Source organism: Vibrio sp. (assembly GCF_048266485.1).
GTDB lineage: Bacteria > Pseudomonadota > Gammaproteobacteria > Enterobacterales > Vibrionaceae > Vibrio.
The window spans coordinates 611,300-631,254 of sequence record NZ_JBLWZK010000001.1 but is presented as its reverse complement, the minus strand read 5'-3'; the positions used below and the strand labels follow the sequence as shown (position 1 = coordinate 631,254).

The following is a 19,955-nucleotide window of genomic DNA, read 5'->3' as shown; positions in this document are numbered from 1 at the left end:
GGGCCTCATTCACTTGTCGCCTCACTGCAACTCCAATTACTTCGGGTATAGAATGTTACACCGCGAATTAGTCCGCGAGTAGATCATCAATCACTTTATAGGTTGGATCTTCTTTAACATTGATTTCAATTAGACTGCCAGCTTTATCCAACAGAGTCTTACAATCTTGGCTTAAGTGACGTAAATGGAGAGTTTTACCTAAGCGAGTATAACGATCTGCTACGGTTTCAATTGCTTCAATAGCGGAATGGTCAACAACGCGAGACTGACTAAAATCGATAATCACATCTTGAGGATCGTCATAAGCGTTGAAAAGCTCAGTAAAGTTAGCCGTCGAACCAAAGAAGATCGGGCCGTTAATTTGGTAAACTTTCGAGCCTTCTTCGTTGATGCTTGTCACTGCATTGATATGCTTTGCATGTTGCCAAGCGAACATTAATGCTGAAACGACAACACCAACGCCAACCGCAACCGCTAAGTCTGTTAACACAGTTACGATAGTCACAAGGATAATTACGAAAAAATCTTGCTTAGGTACTCTGCGAGCTAACTTGAAGGTTGCCCATTCAAACGTCCCTATTACTACCATAAACATTACACCCACTAGCGCTGCTAGTGGGATCATTTCAATCCAAGTAGCAGTAAATAGGATAAAGCAAAGTAGTGCAATCGCAGCTGTAATACCTGATAAACGGCTACGACCACCCGAGTTAATGTTGATCATCGATTGACCAATCATGGCGCAGCCACCCATCGCACCAAATACTGAACAGGTTAAGTTACCAAGGCCTTGGCCAATACATTCTCGATTACCTTTGCCACGAGTGTTAGTCATCTCATCGACTACTGTTAAGGTTAGTAGTGATTCAATTAAACCAATAGCGGCAATGATCAACGCATATGGGAAAACAATTTGTAGTGTTTCGAAGTTAAACGGCACCGCTGGTAGTGCAAATGTTGGTAGTTCACCTGCGAGTGTTGCATTCGTATCACCAGACATAGTGCGTAAGAAATCAACAACAGTACGAGTATCTAAGTTAAAGACTTGAGTTAACGCCGTGACGACAACAATCGCAACAAGTGAAGAAGGCACAGCTTTAGTTAACTTAGGTAAGAAGTAAATAATAGCCATGGTTAAAGCGACTAAACCGAACATGATCGCCATTTGTCCTTGTGGTAACCAAGTCATTATTCCGTTGATGTCTGGTGCTTTAAATTGCCCAAGCTGGGCCATAAAGATAACGATAGCCAAGCCATTCACAAAACCAATCATCACTGGATGTGGGACGATGCGGATAAACTTGCCTAGTTTTAATAAACCAGCCGTAATTTGTAATAGACCGACCAATAAAACGGCTGCAAATAAGTATTGAACGCCATGAACGGCAACTAAGCTCACCATTACAACCGCAGTTGCGCCAGTTGCGCCAGAAATCATTCCAGGACGTCCACCGAAGATAGAAGTCATTAGACCCATAATAAAGGCGGCATATAAACCAACCATTGGATCAACACCTGCAACAAAGGCAAAGGCAACAGCCTCAGGTACTAATGCTAGTGCTACGGTCAGACCGGATAACACATCATTTTTTAGAGATTGACTAGATATTTGGGGAAACATGCTTACTCAGTTAAAAGTTATAAAATAAAGGACTCTAGCCCATGAATGAAAAATGATACCAATGCCGCCCTAATGGAGACAAAGGGTACAAGTGGAAGGTATTCATGATTTAGAGTGATAATGATTTGTTAATGAATGTTACAGAATGGTGGAATTTTCTGCAACAAGTTATCTATTGCTAATCGTTGAGATAAAAAAGCAAGACCACCATCTCTAGTGATCTTGCTTAATAACTTAACGATTAATGCTATTTAGCTTAGTCGTTAAGCGTTTTTGACATTTCAGAACTCGCATGGCCAGTTGCTGATTGGCTGCCAGCCGCTTTACCTGTGAATGTCGATTCACGGAAAGGAGCAGCAATAATGGTAATGTTATTTAACTCGCCAGTACCAGAAGCTTTTGCCATTGGTGCGCTGACATGAGATTTTGCTTTAGCTGCTTTCACTTTGACCGATTTTGGTGTCTTAGCTTGCTGTTCCTTTGGCGTATTCTCAACAACAAGGTTATCTTGTTGCTCAGCTTTCACTACAAAGGCCGTTTCAACTGCAGGCGCTTCAGTTACCGCTGGTGTTACTGGAGCCGCTTCTACTACTGGTGCAGGCTCTGCTTTCACAGGTTGCTGCGTGGTTGGTGCTTCAGTAGTCGTAGCATTTTCTGTTAACGCTTTGCTTAGGATAACAATTTTACCCATCGACATTTCAGGGAAAGCGTAACCGCCAGTAGGAATTGATGTTTCTATTGCAGGTTGTGCTTGCTCTTCTTTTTGTTTCGGTTTTTCAGCTACGTATTGTGGCCATACTTTACCCATTGCCATTTCTGGTGATGCAACACCACCGGCACGTAGGCGATATGGGTTAGGGCGACGATCACGTGTACGACGACGGCGTTGACCGCTAGCACGAAGGTGACGTGGTGAACGACGGTTACGACGCTGCTGGCCGTCTTCTTTGTCTGTTGCTTCAGGCTTGGCAGTAATCACTTCCGCTTGCTCTGCTTTCGTTAGATCTTGAGCGTTCACTTCTTCTGCAACTTGCTCGTTAACACGTACTTTTTTCTTCATCTGACGACGTTGACGACGTTGCTTAATTTGCGTTGTTTTCTCATCAGTTGAGGTGGTTTTTGCTTGAGCTTCAGCAGCAATTTTTTGGCCTTGTTCTACAACCTTAGTTGCATTTTTAGCTGGCTTCTTGTCTTGCTTTGGCTTGCGCTTCTTATCGTTACGAACGTTATTTTGAGGAGCTTCCGATTCTGCTACTTTATCTGCAGTATCGTTAGTACGTGGCTTACGGCGTTTGTTACGTTGGTCATTATTACGTTCATTACGGTCACGGTTATTACGGCGACGGTTATTATCACGCTGATCGTTACGCTGACGGTTTTGCTGAGCTGGTTTCGCTTCTTCAGTTGCTTTCTCTTCTTTTGGCTCATCACCACCGAATAAGAAATTACCAATAGCTTTAAACAAACCACCTAAACCACCAGACTTAGCTTTCGCTTGGGGTTCCGCTTTAGATGCAGACGTTGGTGCAGTTGTTGGAGTTGGTGCTGGGGCGCTTGATGGTGCAAAACCTTTCAATACAGGCTCTTCAATACGACGAGGCTTCATATCTGCTAAAGCAGGCTCTTTTGCTTCTGCTTCTTTGAATGCTTCAATGCGCTTAGGCATCAAGTAAGATAAAATTTGATGTTCTTCACCATCGCGTAGGCGAACCACTTCAAAATGAGGGGTTTCCATATCAGAGTTTGGTACGACAATGATGTTTACTTCTTGATGCTTCTCAATGTGCTGGATTGATTTGCGTTTTTCATTGAGTAAGTAAGACGCAATAGGTACCGGCACAACGGCAAGCACTTGTGAGCTATTATCTTTTAGGGCTTCTTCTTCAATCAAACGAAGCACAGATAATGCTAATGATTCATTATCACGAACCACACCAGTACCAGTACAACGAGGACAAATATGATGGCTCGCTTCCGCTAGTGACGGGCTCAAACGCTGGCGTGACATTTCTAATAGGCCAAAGCGTGAGATACGACCAATTTGTACACGTGCACGATCCATTCTTACCGCTTCGCGCATACGGGTTTCAACTTCACGTTGGTGACGAACGGGTGTCATATCAATGAAGTCGATAACCACTAGGCCACCTAGGTCACGTAAACGTAATTGACGTGCAATTTCATCTGCAGCTTCTAGGTTGGTATTTAATGCGGTCTCTTCAATATCACCACCTTTCGTTGCACGAGCGGAGTTGATATCAATAGACGTTAATGCTTCAGTTGGATCGATAACGATTGAACCACCAGAAGGTAGGCGAACTTCGCGTTGGAACGCGGATTCAATTTGGCTTTCAATTTGGTAGTGGCTAAATAGAGGAACATCGCCATCGTATTTTTTAACGCGTGATACGAAATCAGGGCGCACTAATTGGATATGTGCTTTGGCACGTTCGTAGATGGTATTGCTATCAATTAGAATTTCGCCAATATCACGGCGTAAATAGTCACGAATAGCACGAACGATAACATTACTTTCTTGGTGAATTAAGAAAGGTGCTGATTCGCCGTCAGAGGCATCTTTAATGGCAGCCCAATGTTTTAGTAGGATGTTTAAATCCCATTCAAGCTCTTCCGCACTTTTGCCTACGCCCGCAGTACGAACAATTAAGCCCATACCTTGTGGTAATTCAAGAGTGCTTAATGCTGCTTTAAGTTGAGTACGCTCATCACCTTCAATACGACGAGAAATACCGCCAGCACGAGGGTTATTGGGCATTAATACTAAATAGCTACCTGCAAGAGAGATAAAAGTCGTTAACGCTGCACCTTTTTGACCGCGTTCTTCTTTTTCTACTTGAACAATAACCTCTTGGCCTTCTTTCAGAACTTCTTTAATGCTCGGACGGCCTTGGTAGGTGTAACCAGCAGGGAAGTAATCGCGGGCAATTTCTTTAAGAGGGAGGAAACCGTGTCGGTCAGCACCGTAGTCTACAAATGCAGCTTCTAAACTGGGTTCTACTCGAGTAATACGGCCTTTATAAATATTAGCTTTTTTAGATTCATGACCAGGACTTTCGATATCTAAATCAAAGAGTTTCTGACCATCAACTAATGCGACGCGCAACTCTTCTTTTTGAGTTGCGTTGATCAACATTCTTTTCATTTTTAAAATTCTCGTTGTTTTTCTTCGTGATAATTGCTTATCGCTTTATGTCGTATCAAAGGTGCCAGATCCCATGACTTTGGCTTCAACCTCACGGCTGTATAGGGGATGCTCTAGGGCACAATAGCCACCAAACATTCATACCTTTCTTATTTAAAGCTGTGTCACAAAATTTTGTGTTAGAACTTCAATTACTTTGGGTAGAACGCGAATGCTTGGTCCGAATTCAAGTCGGTATTACTTCTGCATTGATAACGTGAGTAGGCGATAAGTTGGTCTTCGTCAGTTGTGTCTTACGCCTAATGCAGCACATACGTTCGAAGCTTCTACTCATTAATTGCAATGGATGACATTAAATTTGCATAGAAAATGTTCAATACAACCATTGCAGCTGTGAACTATAGCAGCGCCAAGAAATATCAGCAATCAGCTTTACGTCAAAGTGCGTAAATAAATAGGAAAACCTGTGGTTAACTCGGAGGTGAGTAATATTACATCCGTATTATTAATAATGTTAATTTGTTTAATAACATGTTGTTAGTTTAATTTTTGTTTTAATTTTGTGCGGTTGTGAGCAAAAAGTGAACGTGGGGGATAAAATGGAGATAATAATTTTCAGAATCTTATGCCTCTGGGTGATGTTTGAGTGTTAGAATAGCCGAATGAATGATATTAAAACAGAAGTGAAATTTGTTGATATTGACGCTGATATGGCGGGCCAACGAATCGACAATTTTTTGCATAATCAATTAAAGCAGATCCCTAAAAGCATGGTTTATCGAATCTTGCGTAAGGGAGAAGTGCGCGTAAATAAAAAACGCGTGAAGGCGGAATATAAAATACAATCCGGTGACATCGTTCGTATTCCTCCGGTACGCATTTCGGCAGAAGAAGATGCTGTCCCCGTGAGTACTAAATTAGATAAAGTCTCTGAGTTAGAAAATTGCATCATTTTCGAAGATGACAGTATTTTGATTTTAAATAAACCATCAGGGACAGCGGTTCATGGTGGCAGTGGTTTAAAATTTGGTGCTATCGAAGCATTACGAGCATTGCGTCCACAAGCTCGCTTTCTTGAATTGGTTCACCGTATCGACCGTGATACTTCTGGGATCTTATTGGTTGCTAAAAAGCGCTCGGCATTGCGTCATTTACAAGCCCAATTTCGCGAGAAGACCGTTCAGAAGTATTATTTTGCTTTAGTGATGGGTGAGTGGAAGTCGAGTTGTAAAGTAGTTAAGGCTCCGTTACTCAAAAATGAGGTGAACAGCATTGTTCGAGTTAATCCAAATGGTAAGCCGTCAGAAACTCGCTATAAGATTTTAGAAAAGTTTAATCAAGCGACCTTAGTTCAAGCTAGTCCTATTACGGGTAGAACACACCAAATTCGTGTTCATTGTCAGTATGTCGGCCATCCGATTGCTTGGGATGACCGTTATGGTGACCGCCGCTTTGATGCTTATACTGGGCAAGTCGGGCTGAATCGTTTATTTCTTCATGCCGCCAATATTCAATTTACGCATCCGGCGACAGATGAGGCTATGGATATCTCAGCACCAATGGAAGTTAAACTTGAAAAAGCACTAGCAGGTTTAAGAGCGAAATAACGGATTATTTATACCCAAGTAACCTAAGTGAAGGCTATTTAGATAAAACCTGAATATCTTGCTTGTCCAGCATATCGATTAGGGTAATAAGCGGTAAGCCTATAAGCGAGTTAGGATCTTTACCTTCTAAGCGTTCGAATAAAGCAATACCGAGTCCTTCGCTTTTGAAACTGCCAGCGCAATAGAAAGGTTGCTCGGTATCGACATAGTATTCAATCTGGGTTTGAGATAGCGTTCTGAAGTGAACTTTGAATTCATCTAGCGTGACATTACAGCATCCTGTTTCGCTGTTAAAAACTGCGAGGCCAGTATAAAACGTGATGACTTGGCCACTCGCTTGAGTCAGTTGTTGAATGGCATTGTCCCGAGTAAGGGGTTTGCCAATAATTGCGTTGTTAATAACGCAAACTTGATCCGATCCAATAATGATTTGTTTGCCTTGCTCTTCTAGTACGCATGATTGGGCTTTCATTTTAGCTAAACGCAGTACCAGTTCGGTCGCGCTTTCACCAGGCAACGGCGTTTCATCACAATTAGGTTCACGAGTTTCAAATTCGATAGCAAGTTTATCAAGTAATTGTTTTCGGTAAGGGGATGTGGAAGCTAAAATTAGTTTTGGCGACATAAGTGGGGCTCTTAAAGATTAATTGATATACACCTAAGTAACCAAGGTACCAATTTAGGTGTCTTACATTACTTAGGTATACTAAAACAAATCACGCTATGCGTCATGTTGAACGGTGCATAGAATAGGGAAAAGGAAAGTGTAAGTTTTTTGCCTTTTCCTTTGACTAAATTCATTTTGGAGGATAATATTCGCGCCCTATGCAAAAGGTAAAAATACCGCGTACAGTTGACCCAGCAAAATCGGCTCAAAAACGCTTAGACTATCAAGGTATAGTTCAAGTTAGTTTAATGAAGCGCATTGCCGAGTTGACTGAAGGCGTCAAACGCGACGCAGAAGTATCATTGTCCTTTGAGTTGGATGAACAACGATTAGTCGTTATCTCTGGTAAAGCTAACGTCGAAGTCGATTTAGAATGTCAACGCTGTAATGAGATATTCGCGCATTTGTGCGAAGTTGAATTCACTTGTACTCCTGTTTACAGTGAGAAAAGTGAACAAGACGCACCGGAAGAGTACGATTTGGTAGATCTGAACGAGTACGGTGAGTTGGATCTGATTAAGTTAGTGGAAGACGAGTTCATTCTAGAATTACCTCAAATTGCGATGCATGACGAATCTGAATGTAGCGTACAATCAAACAATATGGTGTTTGGCGATCTCCCAGAAGAAGCTTTGGAAGAAAAACCGAATCCATTTGACGTTTTAAAAAATTTAAAGCGCTAGTGCTATAAAGCATTAGAGTTTAAAAACGAAGGAGTAGGGTCATGGCCGTACAAAAGAGCAAAAAATCACGTTCAATGCGTGGCATGCGTCGTTCACACGATGCGCTAACGACTAGTGCATTATCTGTAGACGCAACTTCAGGTGAAACTCACCTACGTCACAACGTGACTGCTGACGGTTACTACCGTGGCAAAAAGGTTATCAACAAGTAAGGTTGACCTTTGCAAACTATTACCGTTGCACTTGATGCAATGGGCGGGGATTTCGGTCCTCGCGTAACAGTGCCTGCCGCCGTGCAGGCATTGTCACATTTCCCAGAGCTGAAAGTTATATTGGTCGGTGATCGTGAACAAATCACGAAAGAACTGACACACCTCGGATTTACTCCGACCCCTCGTCTCATCATTAAACACAGTGAGAGAGATATTTCTAATGATGAAAAGCCGTCTTTAGCATTACGTAATAGTTCCGGAACATCGATGCGTATAGCGCTCGATTACGTGGCAGATGGTATAGCCGATGCTTGCGTGAGTGGTGGAAATACCGGTGCTTTAATGGCTTTGTCAAAATTCCGTCTTAAATTATTACCCGGGATAGAACGTCCTGCTCTGGTTAGTGCACTACCAACGGTATCTGGTAAAAAAACCTGGGTGCTTGATTTGGGTGCTAATGTATCAGTGGATGCTGATACTTTATTCCAGTTTGCCGTGATGGGCAGTGCATTGGCTGAAGTGCATATTCCACATCAACCTCGAGTCGCGATTTTGAATGTTGGTGAAGAAGAAATAAAAGGCAATGACTTGGTTAAGCGTTGCTCAGAATTACTCAGCCAAACAAAAGAAATCAACTATTCTGGCTATATTGAAGGAAATCAGCTTTTTTATGATGTCGCAGATGTGATAGTTTGTGATGGATTTGTCGGAAATGTGTGTCTAAAAACCTGTGAAGGGGTAGCGCATTTATTCCACCAAAAATTAAAAAGTTATTTTATTTCTTCAACAATTAAGGGCTGGATTGCTCGAAAATTGTTCTCTAATTTATTTAATGAGTTAAAAACACTGAACCCCGACCAGTATAATGGTGCAAGTTTGCTAGGATTGCGCGGCATTGTTATCAAAAGCCATGGGCAAGCTGATACATCTGCTATGATCAATGCAATTGGTGAAGCAGTGTATGAAGTCAAACAGCAAGTCCCAAGCCGTATAAGCGATCGCTTAGAAGCGGTTTTACTCGAGAGGCATTATTAGTCTTCATGAATAGCAAAATTTTAGGAACAGGTAGTTACCTACCGACTCAAGTGCGTACTAACGCCGATTTAGAAAAAATGGTTGATACTAGTGATGAGTGGATTGTAACTCGTACTGGTATTCGTGAGCGCCGTATTTCTGCTCCCGATGAATCCGTTGCTGATATGGCCTATCACGCATCAGTCAATGCGATTGAAATGGCTGGTATTGATAAGCACGATATTGACCTAATTATTGTCGCAACCACCAGTGGTAGTCACAAATTCCCATCATCCGCTTGTCAGGTTCAAGCAGCATTAGGCATCAAAGGGTGTCCTGCGTTTGATGTGGCCGCAGCTTGCTCTGGTTTTGTGTATGCTTTGTCGATTGCTGATCAGCATATTAAAACGGGAATGGCAAAAAATGTTCTGGTTATCGGGGCTGATGCGTTATCAAAAATGTGTGATCCTGAAGACCGTTCAACCATTATTTTATTTGGTGATGCCGCAGGTGCCGTAGTACTTGGCGCTAGCGAAGAGCCTGGTATTATTTCAACTCATTTGCATGCAGATGGTCGTTTTGGTGAGTTATTAAGCTTAGAAGAAGCAAAGCGTGGTGAGTATATCGACGCTTGGTTACACATGGCGGGTAATGAAGTCTTTAAAGTTGCCGTAACTCAACTCTCTAAGTTAGTGAAAGATACACTTTCTGTGAATGATATGGCGAAAACTGAGCTCGATTGGCTTGTACCGCATCAAGCGAATTTACGCATCATTTCAGCTACGGCTAAGAAGCTTGCTATGTCACTTGATCAAGTAGTAGTAACGTTAGACCGACATGGTAATACTTCTGCCGCTACAGTCCCAACCGCTTTAGATGAAGCGGTTCGTGATGGTCGAATTCAACGTGGTCATATGCTGTTATTAGAAGCGTTTGGTGGTGGTTTCACATGGGGGTCTGCGCTCGTTCGATTCTAATTGTTAGACTTATTTAAATGTTAGGTAAGTTAGATTTTAATTTTAAGGAAATTTTCTATGAGTAAGTTTGCGGTTGTATTTCCAGGGCAGGGCTCTCAAACTGTTGGAATGTTAGCGGAACTTGGTGAACAATATAGTGTTGTAAAAGCAACCTTTTCTGAAGCATCAGAAGCACTTGGTTATGATTTATGGAACTTGGTTCAAAATGGTCCTGTAGAAGATTTAAATGAAACACATCGTACTCAACCTGCATTATTAGCTGCTTCTGTAGCGATCTGGCGTGTATGGCAAGAAGTCGGTGGTGAGCAACCTCAAATAGTAGCGGGTCATAGTCTTGGTGAATATTCAGCATTAGTATGCGCGGGCGTTGTTGACTTTAAACAAGCGATTAAGTTAGTTGCACTACGTGGTGAGCTTATGCAACAAGCAGTGCCTGCTGGTGTTGGTGCAATGTTTGCGATTATTGGCCTAGATGATGCTGCGATTGCTAAAGCATGTGAAGAAGCGGCACAAGGCGAAGTAGTATCACCGGTAAACTTTAACTCTCCTGGTCAAGTCGTAATTGCAGGTAATAAAGCAGCAGTAGAACGTGCTGGTGAGCTTTGTAAGGCAGCAGGTGCTAAGCGTGCATTGCCTTTACCGGTTTCTGTACCTTCACATTGTGCATTGATGAAACCCGCTGCGGATAAACTTGCTGAAGCACTAGCGGATATCGAGTTTAATGCACCGATCGTGCCTGTAATTAATAACGTCGATGTGATTGCAGAAACCGATCCTGAGAAGATTAAAGATGCGCTTGTTCGTCAATTATATAGCCCAGTTCGTTGGACTGAAGGCGTGGTTGCAATGCATGAGCAAGGCGTAGAGAACTTATTAGAGTTTGGACCAGGTAAAGTATTAACTGGTTTGACTAAGCGAATTGTAAAAGCCTTGAGCGCACAAGCTGTGAATGATCCAGCTTCTCTTGATGCTGCTCGCGGTTAATACTGATGGCATGGTGTTGAGCTATGCCTAGGTATCACATTTTCAGTCATAAAGAGGATTTATAATGAATCTTGAAGGTAAAATTGCACTAGTTACTGGTGCCAGTCGTGGTATTGGTCGTTCGATTGCTGAACGATTAGTTGAGCGTGGCGCGACCGTTGTAGGTACTGCAACAAGCGAATCTGGCGCACAAGCGATTAGTGACTACCTTGGAAGTAATGGTAAAGGTTTAGCCTTGAATGTAACAGATGCCGATTCTGTTGCGGCGACGATCAAAACCATTAATGAAGAATTCGGTGGAATTGACATTTTAGTGAATAATGCTGGGATTACTCGTGATAACCTGTTGATGCGTATGAAAGATGACGAATGGCAAGATATCATGGATACTAATCTAACGTCGATTTTCCGTTTGTCTAAAGCGGTTCTTCGAGGCATGATGAAAAAACGTCATGGTCGTATTGTTAACGTGGGCTCTGTAGTGGGGACTATGGGCAATGCGGGGCAAGCAAACTACGCAGCAGCGAAAGCTGGCGTAATTGGTTTCACAAAATCAATGGCTCGTGAAGTTGCTTCTCGCGGTGTAACGGTAAATACTGTTGCTCCAGGTTTTATCGAAACAGATATGACAAAAGCACTGAATGATGACCAACGTACTGCTACACTATCACAAGTGCCAGCAGGTCGATTAGGTGATCCGCGTGAAATTGCATCAGCAGTTGCCTTTTTAGCTTCTGACGATGCCGCCTATATTACTGGCGAAACACTGCACGTGAATGGTGGTATGTACATGGTCTAAATCTATTTGAGTGTTTTAAAATCACTCATATGCATGATTTAGGTCAAAAATGTACCAAATTTCAGTGAAAAACATGAAATTTGTGGTTTGACCAGCAAGGTCAGCCTTGCAACTTTTCAAAGTTTGAATAAACTACGGCTAACATCGCATTTAAGCGAACTCTCTGTAATAGGAAAAGAAAAATGAGCAACATCGAAGAACGCGTAAGAAAAATCATTGTTGAACAACTAGGTGTAGATGAAGCAGAAGTGAAAAACGAAGCTTCTTTCGTTGATGATCTAGGTGCTGACTCTCTAGACACAGTAGAGCTAGTAATGGCTTTAGAAGAGGAATTCGATACTGAAATCCCTGACGAAGAAGCTGAAAAAATTACTACTGTTCAAGCTGCAATCGACTACGTAAACAGCGCACAGTAATAACACCCCCAGGCGGTCTCCCAGGCCGCCTGAGTTTTATCTTATATCATCTATCCTTACATACTCTCAGTATTATTAATCTCCGGAGAAAAAATCGTGTCCAAGCGTCGTGTAGTTGTTACAGGCATGGGGATGTTGTCACCGGTAGGCAACACAGTTGAATCCTCTTGGAAAGCCCTTTTAGACGGTCAAAGTGGTATCGTGAATATCGAGCACTTTGATGCAACCAATTTTCCCACTCGTTTTGCAGGCTTAGTGAAAGACTTTGATTGCGAAGAGTACATGTCCAAGAAAGATGCTCGCAAAATGGATTTATTTATCCAGTATGGTATTGCTGCGGGTATCCAAGCTTTTAATGATTCAGGCATTGAAGTGAACGAAGAAAATGCTACACGTATCGGTGTCGCTATTGGCTCTGGTATTGGTGGTATTGGTCTGATCGAAGAAGCAGCACATACGCTTCGAGATCGTGGCCCACGTCGTATGAGTCCATTTTTTGTGCCCTCAACCATTGTGAATATGATTGCAGGCCACCTGTCTATAATGAAAGGCTTACGTGGACCTAATATCGCCATTTCAACAGCATGTACTACTGGTTTGCATAATATCGGCCATGCGGCTCGTATGATTGCTTACGGTGATGCTGATGTCATGCTTGCTGGTGGTGCTGAAAAAGCGTCGACACCGCTAGCGATGAGTGGCTTTGCTGCAGCAAAAGCATTATCAAGCCGAAATGATGAACCGCATTTAGCTTCCCGCCCATGGGATAAAGACCGTGATGGTTTTGTGCTAGGGGATGGTGCTGGCATGATGATGGTAGAAGAGTACGAGCATGCTAAAGCGCGTGGTGCAAAAATCTACTGTGAAATTGTTGGTTTTGGTATGAGTGGTGATGCTTATCACATGACGTCGCCTAGTGCTGATGGTTCAGGTGGTGCATTAGCAATGGAAGCGGCTATTCGTGATGCAGGTATTACCGGTGATCAAATTGGTTATGTCAATGCGCACGGCACATCAACGCCAGCGGGTGATGTAGCAGAAACCTTAGGTATTAAGCGTGCTTTAGGTGAAGAAGCGGCGAAGAAAGTACTGGTATCATCAACTAAATCAATGACAGGTCACTTACTCGGTGCAGCAGGCTCAGTTGAATCGATCATTACGGCGCTAACGTTGGTCGATCAAATTGTTCCACCAACCATTAATCTAGATAGCCCTGATGAAGGTTGTGATCTGGATTATGTACCGAATAAAGCTCGTAAAGTTGAGAACATGGAATACGCTCTATGTAACTCATTTGGCTTCGGTGGCACCAATGGTTCGTTAATCTTCAAACGTATCTAGTTAAAATAGCTGAATAAGCCATTTTATAAAGCGGTTTAATGTTATAGCATTAAGCCGCTTTTTTTTTGCTATGATGCAGCCAATAAACGGGAATAGGATCACTATGTTTTTTGTCAATGGAAAACAACAGCAAAGCGTATCTATTACAGACCGTTCATTTCAATATGGAGATGGCTGTTTCACGACTATTTTAGTGAAATATGGTCAACCATTATTACTTTGTGCCCATAAAGAACGTATTGATTTTACTTGTCAGAAACTTTTTATGTCGCCTCCAGAATGGAATCAAGTGGAGGAGTGGATTGAAGCGGCTATTAATGCCTCCGGTCATCAAACACTTGCGTTAAGTGGACTTAAAATCCACGTGAGCCGTGGAAGTGGCGGGAGAGGTTATAGTCCTAGTGGTGCAAATTCTATACAAGTTGTCGTTCAGACCTTTGCTTACCCTGAACATTATTCAATCTGGCAATCTGAGGGAATAAAAGTGGGTGTGAGCGCTACTCGTTTAGGGATAAATCCTCAGCTTGCTGGGCTTAAACATAATAATCGCTTAGAACAAGTTCTGATTAAGAAAGAAATTGATGATACTGAGTACGATGACAATATCGTGCTTGATATTGATGGGAACGTCATTGAGATGAGTGCCGCCAATTTGTTTTGGGTGTCCAACAATCAGCTTTATACACCAGAGTTAGTGAAAAATGGGGTGCTAGGTATAAAGCGAAAACAAGTCTGTGAATATGCTGAGCAGAAAAAAATGATAATGAATATCGGTTCTTATATGTTAGACGATGTGCTCAATGCTGATGAAGTGTTCATTACTAATGCACTACATGGTGTCGTTCCAATCATTCAAATAAATAATAAAGAATTTAATATTGGCGTAATTACACGTGCTATTCAGGAGAAAATTAACCCGTGATTAAAAAATTAGTCGTTGTATTGCTTTTAGTCGTTGTAGCATCGGTAGTAGTGATGTTTTATGCTAAGTCAGAGGTCACTCATTATGTACAACAGCCATTAAATATTGAATCGAAGCAGTTGATTACTATTGAACATGGTAAAACGTTAAAAAGCGCATTGTGGATGATGGAACAACAAGGTTGGATTACTGGCAATACCTTTACTCGTTTGTTGCCACGTTTATACCCTGAATTAGTTGATATTCGAGCGGGAACTTATCAAGTTAATCCAGGTGAAACATTGCAACAGGCTCTAATGACTATGGTGAAGGGTGAAGAATTTCAATTTACCATTACTTTTATTGAAGGCGGGCGTTTCAGCGAATGGCGTAGTCAACTGGATATGGCAAAAGGTTTAGTACATAAAACCAAAGATCTAAGTGAAGCAGAGATTGCCAACGCACTTGGTGAAAGCCATCAAAAACTAGAAGGCTTATTATTAGCGGAAACATATCACTACACCGAAGGTATGTCTGATCTTGATATTTTGAAAAGGGCACATCAATCACTTACTCGTGAGTTAGATGCAGCTTGGCAAACAAGACAAAAAAATCTACCGTTGGACACGCCGTATCAAGCGTTAATTTTGGCGTCAATTATTGAGAAAGAAACCGCGGTAGAATCAGAGCGCGAACGTGTCGCGTCAGTTTTTGTCAATCGATTAAATAAAGGCATGCGATTACAAACCGATCCTACAGTGATTTACGGAATGGGAGATAAATATGACGGCAACATCCGGAAAAAAGATTTGTCAACGCCAACCCCTTATAATACCTATGTGATTAATGGTTTACCACCAACCCCGATTGCCATGCCTGGGGTTAACTCTGTACGTGCCGCATTAAATCCAGAGAAAAGTAGCTATTTATACTTTGTAGCAAGTGGTGATGGTGGACACGTGTTCACTAAATCGTTAGCTGAACATAATCGTGCCGTGCGTGATTATTTGAGAAAATTACGAGCAAATAAGAGTAACTAATGAAAAACGCGAAATTTATTGTAGTTGAAGGCTTAGAAGGCGCAGGAAAAAGCACCGCGATTAATGCTGTGTTGGAAACGTTAAAGCAGCATTCAATCCTAAATGTTGTACAGACGCGCGAGCCGGGTGGTACAACATTAGCGGAAAAGTTACGTGCATTAGTGAAAGAAGAGCATGCGGGAGAAGAGTTACACGATGTCAGTGAACTATTGATGATGTATGCGGCTCGCGTGCAGCTAGTTGAAAACGTAATTAAGCCAGCGCTTGCTAATGGGCAATGGGTTCTTGGTGATCGTCATGATTTATCTTCTCAAGCGTACCAAGGCGGTGGTCGTCAAATTAGCCCTGAAATTATGAGTAATTTAAAACAAACCGCATTAGGTGATTTTAAGCCAGATCTTACTTTATATTTGGATATAGATCCTAAAATCGGCTTGGAAAGGGCGCGTGGTAGAGGCGAACTAGACCGAATTGAAAAAATGGATATTAGTTTTTTTGAACGAGTACGTGCTCGCTATTTAGAAACCGCTCAACAAGATCCGAGTATTATTACCATCAATGCCAATCAAACGATTGAGCAAGTGGCTAGCGATTTACACCGTGCTCTACAAGTATGGTTTGATAATGGACAAACGGTAGCATAATGGCTTTATATCCTTGGTTAGATCCGCTCTGGAAACAATGGCAAGTCATGCTTTCTCAGCAAACCACGCCACACGCAATGCTGTGTAGTGCTAATACTGGCACGGGAATAGAAAATCTCGTTAACCGTCTTGCAGCGGCTGTTGTATGTAAAAACTCACACGATGAAGCATGTGGTTTTTGCCATAGCTGTGAGTTAAGTCAAGGTGGTCACCACCCTGATATTCATTGGATAACACCGGAGAAAGAAGGTAAAGGGATTAACGTTGAGCAAATTCGCGAGGCTAACCGCTACGCGATTGAATCATCGCAACTCGGTGGTAAACGCATTATCATTATTCAGCCAGCAGAATCGATGAATGAATCGGCATCCAATGCTTTATTAAAAACATTGGAAACTCCGCCAGAACAATGTGTATTTGTCCTGTTGACTCAAGATAAACACAAATTGTTGCCTACCATTATTAGCCGCTGTCAGCATTGGCAATTGCCAAAAGTGGCAAAGTCTGTGTTGCTGGAGTGGTTAGGTTCTCAATTATCTCGTGATCAAATACCAGACTGGTTTAGCTTAAAGATGTATGCACAGTCACCACTGGATGCTTTTTCGTTTATCAAAGAAGGTAAGCAGAAAGAGTGGGAGCAGTTACTTGGTATACTTTTGGCTGGGGTACAAAAACGTTCATTTTCTTTATTTGAAGTGCAAAGCTTTTTTAAGAAAGAACCATTAGAAAAAGTGTCTTGGCTTCTGTATCTATTTAATGATCTACAAAAAGCCCACTTTGGTGTCGCGGATATTCCTCAACCGGCGGTATTTGAGCAACTTGCGAGTTGTATTTCGTATACTAGCGCCTATTCTCAATATCAACACCTGCAACAAATGCATCATTCATTAGCGACTTCGAGCGGTTTGAACGCTGAGTTACTGATCGTAGATTGGTATCTCACTTTAGTCCAATCTTAAGCTCAAAGAAAAACTCAAAGCTAAATCAATACCTTATTTTCGACCTATGACGTCAGGAACTAGATTATGTTAGTTGATTCACACTGTCACCTCGATAAATTAAATTACAATGACTTACATGCAGATGTTGCGGATGTGGTAACCAAAGCAAAGCAAGTGGGTGTGGAGCAAATGTTGACTGTTGGTGTGACACTGGAAGCTTTTCCTTCAATGCTGGCGATGGTCGAACCGTTTAATAATATTCATGCATCGTGTGGCGTTCACCCGCTAGATTGCGAAAGTGAATTCGATCTTAATACGTTTAAACAATATGCCAGCCATTCAAAGGTGGTGGCGATTGGTGAGACAGGATTAGATTTTTTCTATCAACCTGAAACCGCTCAGCGACAAATAGAATTGTTTGAGCAACATGTAGCGGTTGCTAATGAATTAGATAAGCCGTTGATAATCCATACCAGGAATGCTCGTGCTGAAACGCTAGATGTATTAAAAAATGGTCATGCTGAGCGTTGCGGTGGGGTGATCCATTGTTTTACTGAAGACTTGGCGTTTGCGAAAGCGGCCATCGACCTTGGGTTTTATATTTCTTTGTCAGGGATTATTACCTTCAAGCAAGCGACAGAGTTACAAGAAGTTGTAAAACAATTACCTCTAGATAGGCTGCTTGTCGAAACCGACTCACCTTATCTAGCGCCAGTTCCACATCGTGGCAAAGAAAATCAGCCTGCTTATGTATCAGAAGTGGCTACATTTTTAGCTGACCTACAACAATGCGACGTTGAAACGGTATCTAAAGTAACAACGTCTAATTTCAACAAATTGTTTTTAAGTTAGTTAGATATATATCCAGGTGATTTCAAGATGCAGAATTCAGAGCTATCATCCAGACCTTTAGGCAAGGAAGATTGGTGACGGAATGTAAGCACCTTTCAACCCAATCGTATAGCGGGTTCTGATTCGCATTACTTGCACAAAATGAGATTGAGATCCCATTTTTTAAGCTTAAATTCATCTGTCCAGTTAAAACTTGCTTCAAATCATTACTAGAATCTAATGGCATTGTTACAATTTTCACGTTATATAAAGAATTTTTAGTCAATAAAGATGCTTTAAAATTGTTAACTTAAGCAGTTATGTTGTGGGTGTTCTTGCTTTTATTGAGATCTATGTCGATAAAATAATGTGCATGGATCACTTTGTTAAATTAAAAAAGTTGATTTTACTACATAGATAGAACATCCTACGCCGATTTTAAAATGTTACATTTTTATGCAAGTGGGACGGGGGAGTTATACTTCGCGCTTGTATTTTTCTAAGCATAAAGGTTAAAAAATTATGTCAAATAAAGCAGCAGCAGAAAAAATCCTTGAAGGGATTGGTGGTGCAAGTAATGTCAAATTTATGACATTCTGTGCAACACGTTTACGTTTTGAATTAAATGATGGTTCTATCGTAAATAAAGAAGCACTAGACGCAATTCCAGAAGTTATGGGTTGTGTACCTCAAAGTGGAGATCGTTATCAAATCGTTATTGGCGGAGCCGTTGGTAATATTTATAACGCGATTAAAGCACTACCTTCTATGAGTGATGGTGCAGAATCTGCTGCAGCAGACAACAATGGGGCCGCATCAAATGAGGAACTAAAATCTTCTTTACGTTCTTCTGGTGTACGTGGCAAAGTTCAATGGATTGATGCTTTCTTTGAATATCTTTCAGACTCTTTCCGTCCAATCCTAGGTGTTCTACTTGGTGCATCATTAATTATCGCATTAGCCGCTGTTCTTGATGCTCTCGGCTTAGTTGATTTCAGGGGTGAAAAATCAGCAGGTTGGGTATTTGTCGATACAATGTGGCATACAGTATTCTACTTCTTGCCGATTATGATCGCTTATAATGCATCGAAAAAATTAAACGTAGACCCTTGGTTAGGTGCTGCGATTATGGGTGCCTTAATGACACCTGAATTCCAGAAGTTAGCTTCTATGGCTTCAACAACTTCGACTCTGGATCCAGAACTAGGTATCACAACAAAAGTTGCTGACATTTTTGGTTTTGCGATGCAGTGGAATGACTACTCAGGGCAAGTATTTGTACCGTTAATCATGGTTGCAGTATTAGCACTTGTTTATCGTTTCTTGCAAAAGATCTTCCCAGAGAATGTTCACATGGTATTCGTACCGTTTTTCTCTCTAGCGATTATGATTCCATTAACGGCATTCTTCATCGGCCCACTAGGTGTTTGGATTGGTATCGACTTAGGTAATGGCCTTGCATGGTTGAATAATAACGCACCATTTGTATTTGCATTGTTGATTCCTATGCTTTACCCATTCCTAGTTCCACTAGGTCTACACTGGCCTCTAAATGCTTTAATGTTAATGAATATCCAAACACTTGGTTATGACTTCATTCAAGGTCCAATGGGTGTATGGAACTTCGCATGTTTCGGTGCAACCGCTGGTGTACTATTAATCTCAATGCGTGAAAAAGATAAGACTATGCGTCAAACTGCATCTGGTGCATTGGCAGCAGGTCTATTTGGTGGTATCTCTGAACCGTCTCTATATGGTATTCACTTACGTTTCAAACGCGTTTATTCTCGCATGCTTCCTGGTTGTTTTGCTGGTGGTCTTGTGATTGCAATTCTTGGTTCTCAATACCAAGGCGTTAAAACAACAGCATTTGCATTTACTTCATTGTTAACTATCCCGGTATTTAATCCAATGTGGGTATATGCTGTGGCAATTGCGGTAGCATTTATAGTTCCTATGTTACTGATTTTCTTCTTGGATTATCGTACAGACGAAGAAAAAGAGGCATCAAAGAATTAATCGGATTTTAATATCAATTGATATGTGATTAATACAAATGAAAAAGTCAGTTGGGTTAACTCAACTGGCTTTTTTTTTATAAAAAACTGGCATAT

The 19,955-nt window shown here is 41.6% G+C and carries 18 protein-coding genes; 15 read left to right on the top strand and 3 right to left on the bottom strand.

Annotation, left to right across the window (positions count from 1 at the left end; genetic code table 11):
* Positions 1-67: 67 nt before the first annotated feature.
* Positions 68-1,621 (bottom strand): SulP family inorganic anion transporter, encoded by a 1,554-nt coding sequence (locus tag ACN0T8_RS02865; protein WP_417879149.1) that lies wholly within the window; start codon positions 1,619-1,621, stop codon positions 68-70.
* A gap of 256 nt (positions 1,622-1,877) precedes the next feature.
* Positions 1,878-4,784: a ribonuclease E gene (gene rne / locus ACN0T8_RS02860; RefSeq protein ID WP_417879148.1), complete on the bottom strand. Its 2,907-nt coding sequence runs from the start codon at positions 4,782-4,784 to the stop codon at positions 1,878-1,880.
* Positions 4,785-5,446: 662 nt separating this feature from the next.
* On the opposite strand from rne, the gene rluC reads away from it, so the two are divergent.
* Positions 5,447-6,391, top strand: a complete 945-nt coding sequence (rluC, locus tag ACN0T8_RS02855; protein WP_417879147.1) for a 23S rRNA pseudouridine(955/2504/2580) synthase RluC — start codon at positions 5,447-5,449, stop codon at positions 6,389-6,391.
* A gap of 34 nt (positions 6,392-6,425) precedes the next feature.
* On the opposite strand, the gene ACN0T8_RS02850 is transcribed toward rluC, so the two are convergent.
* Positions 6,426-7,016 carry a Maf family protein gene (locus tag ACN0T8_RS02850; RefSeq protein ID WP_417879146.1) on the bottom strand — a complete coding sequence of 197 codons (591 nt, stop codon included), beginning with the start codon at positions 7,014-7,016 and terminating at the stop codon, positions 6,426-6,428.
* 200 nt (positions 7,017-7,216) lie between these two features.
* Between ACN0T8_RS02850 and yceD the strand changes: the two genes are divergently transcribed.
* The 14 genes from yceD to ACN0T8_RS02780 all read left to right on the top strand — a co-directional run bounded on the left by yceD (position 7,217) and on the right by ACN0T8_RS02780 (position 19,860).
* On the top strand, positions 7,217-7,741 hold the full coding sequence (yceD, locus tag ACN0T8_RS02845) for a 23S rRNA accumulation protein YceD (protein WP_417879145.1): 525 nt from the start codon (positions 7,217-7,219) through the stop codon (positions 7,739-7,741).
* A 41-nt stretch (positions 7,742-7,782) separates the two neighbouring features.
* On the top strand, positions 7,783-7,953 hold the full coding sequence (rpmF, locus tag ACN0T8_RS02840) for a 50S ribosomal protein L32 (protein ID WP_017025198.1): 171 nt from the start codon (positions 7,783-7,785) through the stop codon (positions 7,951-7,953).
* Positions 7,954-7,962: 9 nt separating this feature from the next.
* Positions 7,963-8,988, top strand: a complete 1,026-nt coding sequence (gene plsX / locus ACN0T8_RS02835; protein ID WP_417879144.1) for a phosphate acyltransferase PlsX — start codon at positions 7,963-7,965, stop codon at positions 8,986-8,988.
* A 5-nt stretch (positions 8,989-8,993) separates the two neighbouring features.
* A complete protein-coding gene (locus ACN0T8_RS02830; RefSeq protein WP_417879143.1) occupies positions 8,994-9,944 on the top strand; it encodes a beta-ketoacyl-ACP synthase III in 951 nt (316 codons plus the stop codon).
* A gap of 57 nt (positions 9,945-10,001) precedes the next feature.
* Positions 10,002-10,928 (top strand): ACP S-malonyltransferase, encoded by a 927-nt coding sequence (gene fabD, locus ACN0T8_RS02825; RefSeq protein ID WP_417879142.1) that lies wholly within the window; start codon positions 10,002-10,004, stop codon positions 10,926-10,928.
* A gap of 64 nt (positions 10,929-10,992) precedes the next feature.
* Entirely contained in the window at positions 10,993-11,727 is a 735-nt protein-coding gene (fabG, locus tag ACN0T8_RS02820; protein WP_417879141.1) for a 3-oxoacyl-ACP reductase FabG, read from the top strand.
* Positions 11,728-11,909: 182 nt separating this feature from the next.
* Complete coding sequence (gene acpP, locus ACN0T8_RS02815) at positions 11,910-12,143, top strand: acyl carrier protein (protein ID WP_027697107.1); 234 nt, start codon at positions 11,910-11,912, stop codon at positions 12,141-12,143.
* 96 nt (positions 12,144-12,239) lie between these two features.
* On the top strand, positions 12,240-13,484 hold the full coding sequence (gene fabF / locus ACN0T8_RS02810) for a beta-ketoacyl-ACP synthase II (protein WP_417879140.1): 1,245 nt from the start codon (positions 12,240-12,242) through the stop codon (positions 13,482-13,484).
* Between the two features lie 103 nt (positions 13,485-13,587).
* On the top strand, positions 13,588-14,406 hold the full coding sequence (pabC, locus tag ACN0T8_RS02805; RefSeq protein WP_417879139.1) for an aminodeoxychorismate lyase: 819 nt from the start codon (positions 13,588-13,590) through the stop codon (positions 14,404-14,406).
* Positions 14,403-15,425, top strand: coding sequence for an endolytic transglycosylase MltG (mltG, locus tag ACN0T8_RS02800; RefSeq protein WP_417879138.1), 1,023 nt, complete (start codon positions 14,403-14,405; stop codon positions 15,423-15,425). The genes pabC and mltG overlap by 4 nt, the downstream gene beginning before the upstream one ends.
* On the top strand, positions 15,425-16,069 hold the full coding sequence (tmk, locus tag ACN0T8_RS02795) for a dTMP kinase (protein WP_417879137.1): 645 nt from the start codon (positions 15,425-15,427) through the stop codon (positions 16,067-16,069). The genes mltG and tmk overlap by 1 nt, the downstream gene beginning before the upstream one ends.
* The gene (holB, locus tag ACN0T8_RS02790; RefSeq protein WP_417879136.1) at positions 16,069-17,028 is read left to right on the top strand and encodes a DNA polymerase III subunit delta'; all 960 of its coding nucleotides are present in this window, start codon (positions 16,069-16,071) and stop codon (positions 17,026-17,028) included. Before tmk ends, holB begins: the two co-directional genes overlap by 1 nt.
* Positions 17,029-17,094: 66 nt before the next feature.
* Positions 17,095-17,862 (top strand): TatD family hydrolase, encoded by a 768-nt coding sequence (locus ACN0T8_RS02785; protein WP_417879135.1) that lies wholly within the window; start codon positions 17,095-17,097, stop codon positions 17,860-17,862.
* Positions 17,863-18,363: 501 nt separating this feature from the next.
* The gene (locus tag ACN0T8_RS02780) at positions 18,364-19,860 is read left to right on the top strand and encodes a PTS transporter subunit EIIC (RefSeq protein WP_417879134.1); all 1,497 of its coding nucleotides are present in this window, start codon (positions 18,364-18,366) and stop codon (positions 19,858-19,860) included.
* Positions 19,861-19,955: the final 95 nt, after the last annotated feature.

Bases quoted from the DNA above. Each gene is read 5' to 3' on its own strand.
- ACN0T8_RS02865 (WP_417879149.1), bottom strand. From the start codon at position 1,621: ATGTTTCCCCAAATATCTAGTCAATCTCTAAAAAATGATGTGTTATCC.
- rne (WP_417879148.1), bottom strand. From the start codon at position 4,784: ATGAAAAGAATGTTGATCAACGCAACTCAAAAAGAAGAGTTGCGCGTC.
- rluC (WP_417879147.1), top strand. From the start codon at position 5,447: ATGAATGATATTAAAACAGAAGTGAAATTTGTTGATATTGACGCTGAT.
- ACN0T8_RS02850 (WP_417879146.1), bottom strand. From the start codon at position 7,016: ATGTCGCCAAAACTAATTTTAGCTTCCACATCCCCTTACCGAAAACAA.
- yceD (WP_417879145.1), top strand. From the start codon at position 7,217: ATGCAAAAGGTAAAAATACCGCGTACAGTTGACCCAGCAAAATCGGCT.
- rpmF (WP_017025198.1), top strand. From the start codon at position 7,783: ATGGCCGTACAAAAGAGCAAAAAATCACGTTCAATGCGTGGCATGCGT.
- ACN0T8_RS02830 (WP_417879143.1), top strand. From the start codon at position 8,994: ATGAATAGCAAAATTTTAGGAACAGGTAGTTACCTACCGACTCAAGTG.
- fabD (WP_417879142.1), top strand. From the start codon at position 10,002: ATGAGTAAGTTTGCGGTTGTATTTCCAGGGCAGGGCTCTCAAACTGTT.
- fabG (WP_417879141.1), top strand. From the start codon at position 10,993: ATGAATCTTGAAGGTAAAATTGCACTAGTTACTGGTGCCAGTCGTGGT.
- acpP (WP_027697107.1), top strand. From the start codon at position 11,910: ATGAGCAACATCGAAGAACGCGTAAGAAAAATCATTGTTGAACAACTA.
- pabC (WP_417879139.1), top strand. From the start codon at position 13,588: ATGTTTTTTGTCAATGGAAAACAACAGCAAAGCGTATCTATTACAGAC.
- tmk (WP_417879137.1), top strand. From the start codon at position 15,425: ATGAAAAACGCGAAATTTATTGTAGTTGAAGGCTTAGAAGGCGCAGGA.
- holB (WP_417879136.1), top strand. From the start codon at position 16,069: ATGGCTTTATATCCTTGGTTAGATCCGCTCTGGAAACAATGGCAAGTC.
- ACN0T8_RS02785 (WP_417879135.1), top strand. From the start codon at position 17,095: ATGTTAGTTGATTCACACTGTCACCTCGATAAATTAAATTACAATGAC.
- ACN0T8_RS02780 (WP_417879134.1), top strand. From the start codon at position 18,364: ATGTCAAATAAAGCAGCAGCAGAAAAAATCCTTGAAGGGATTGGTGGT.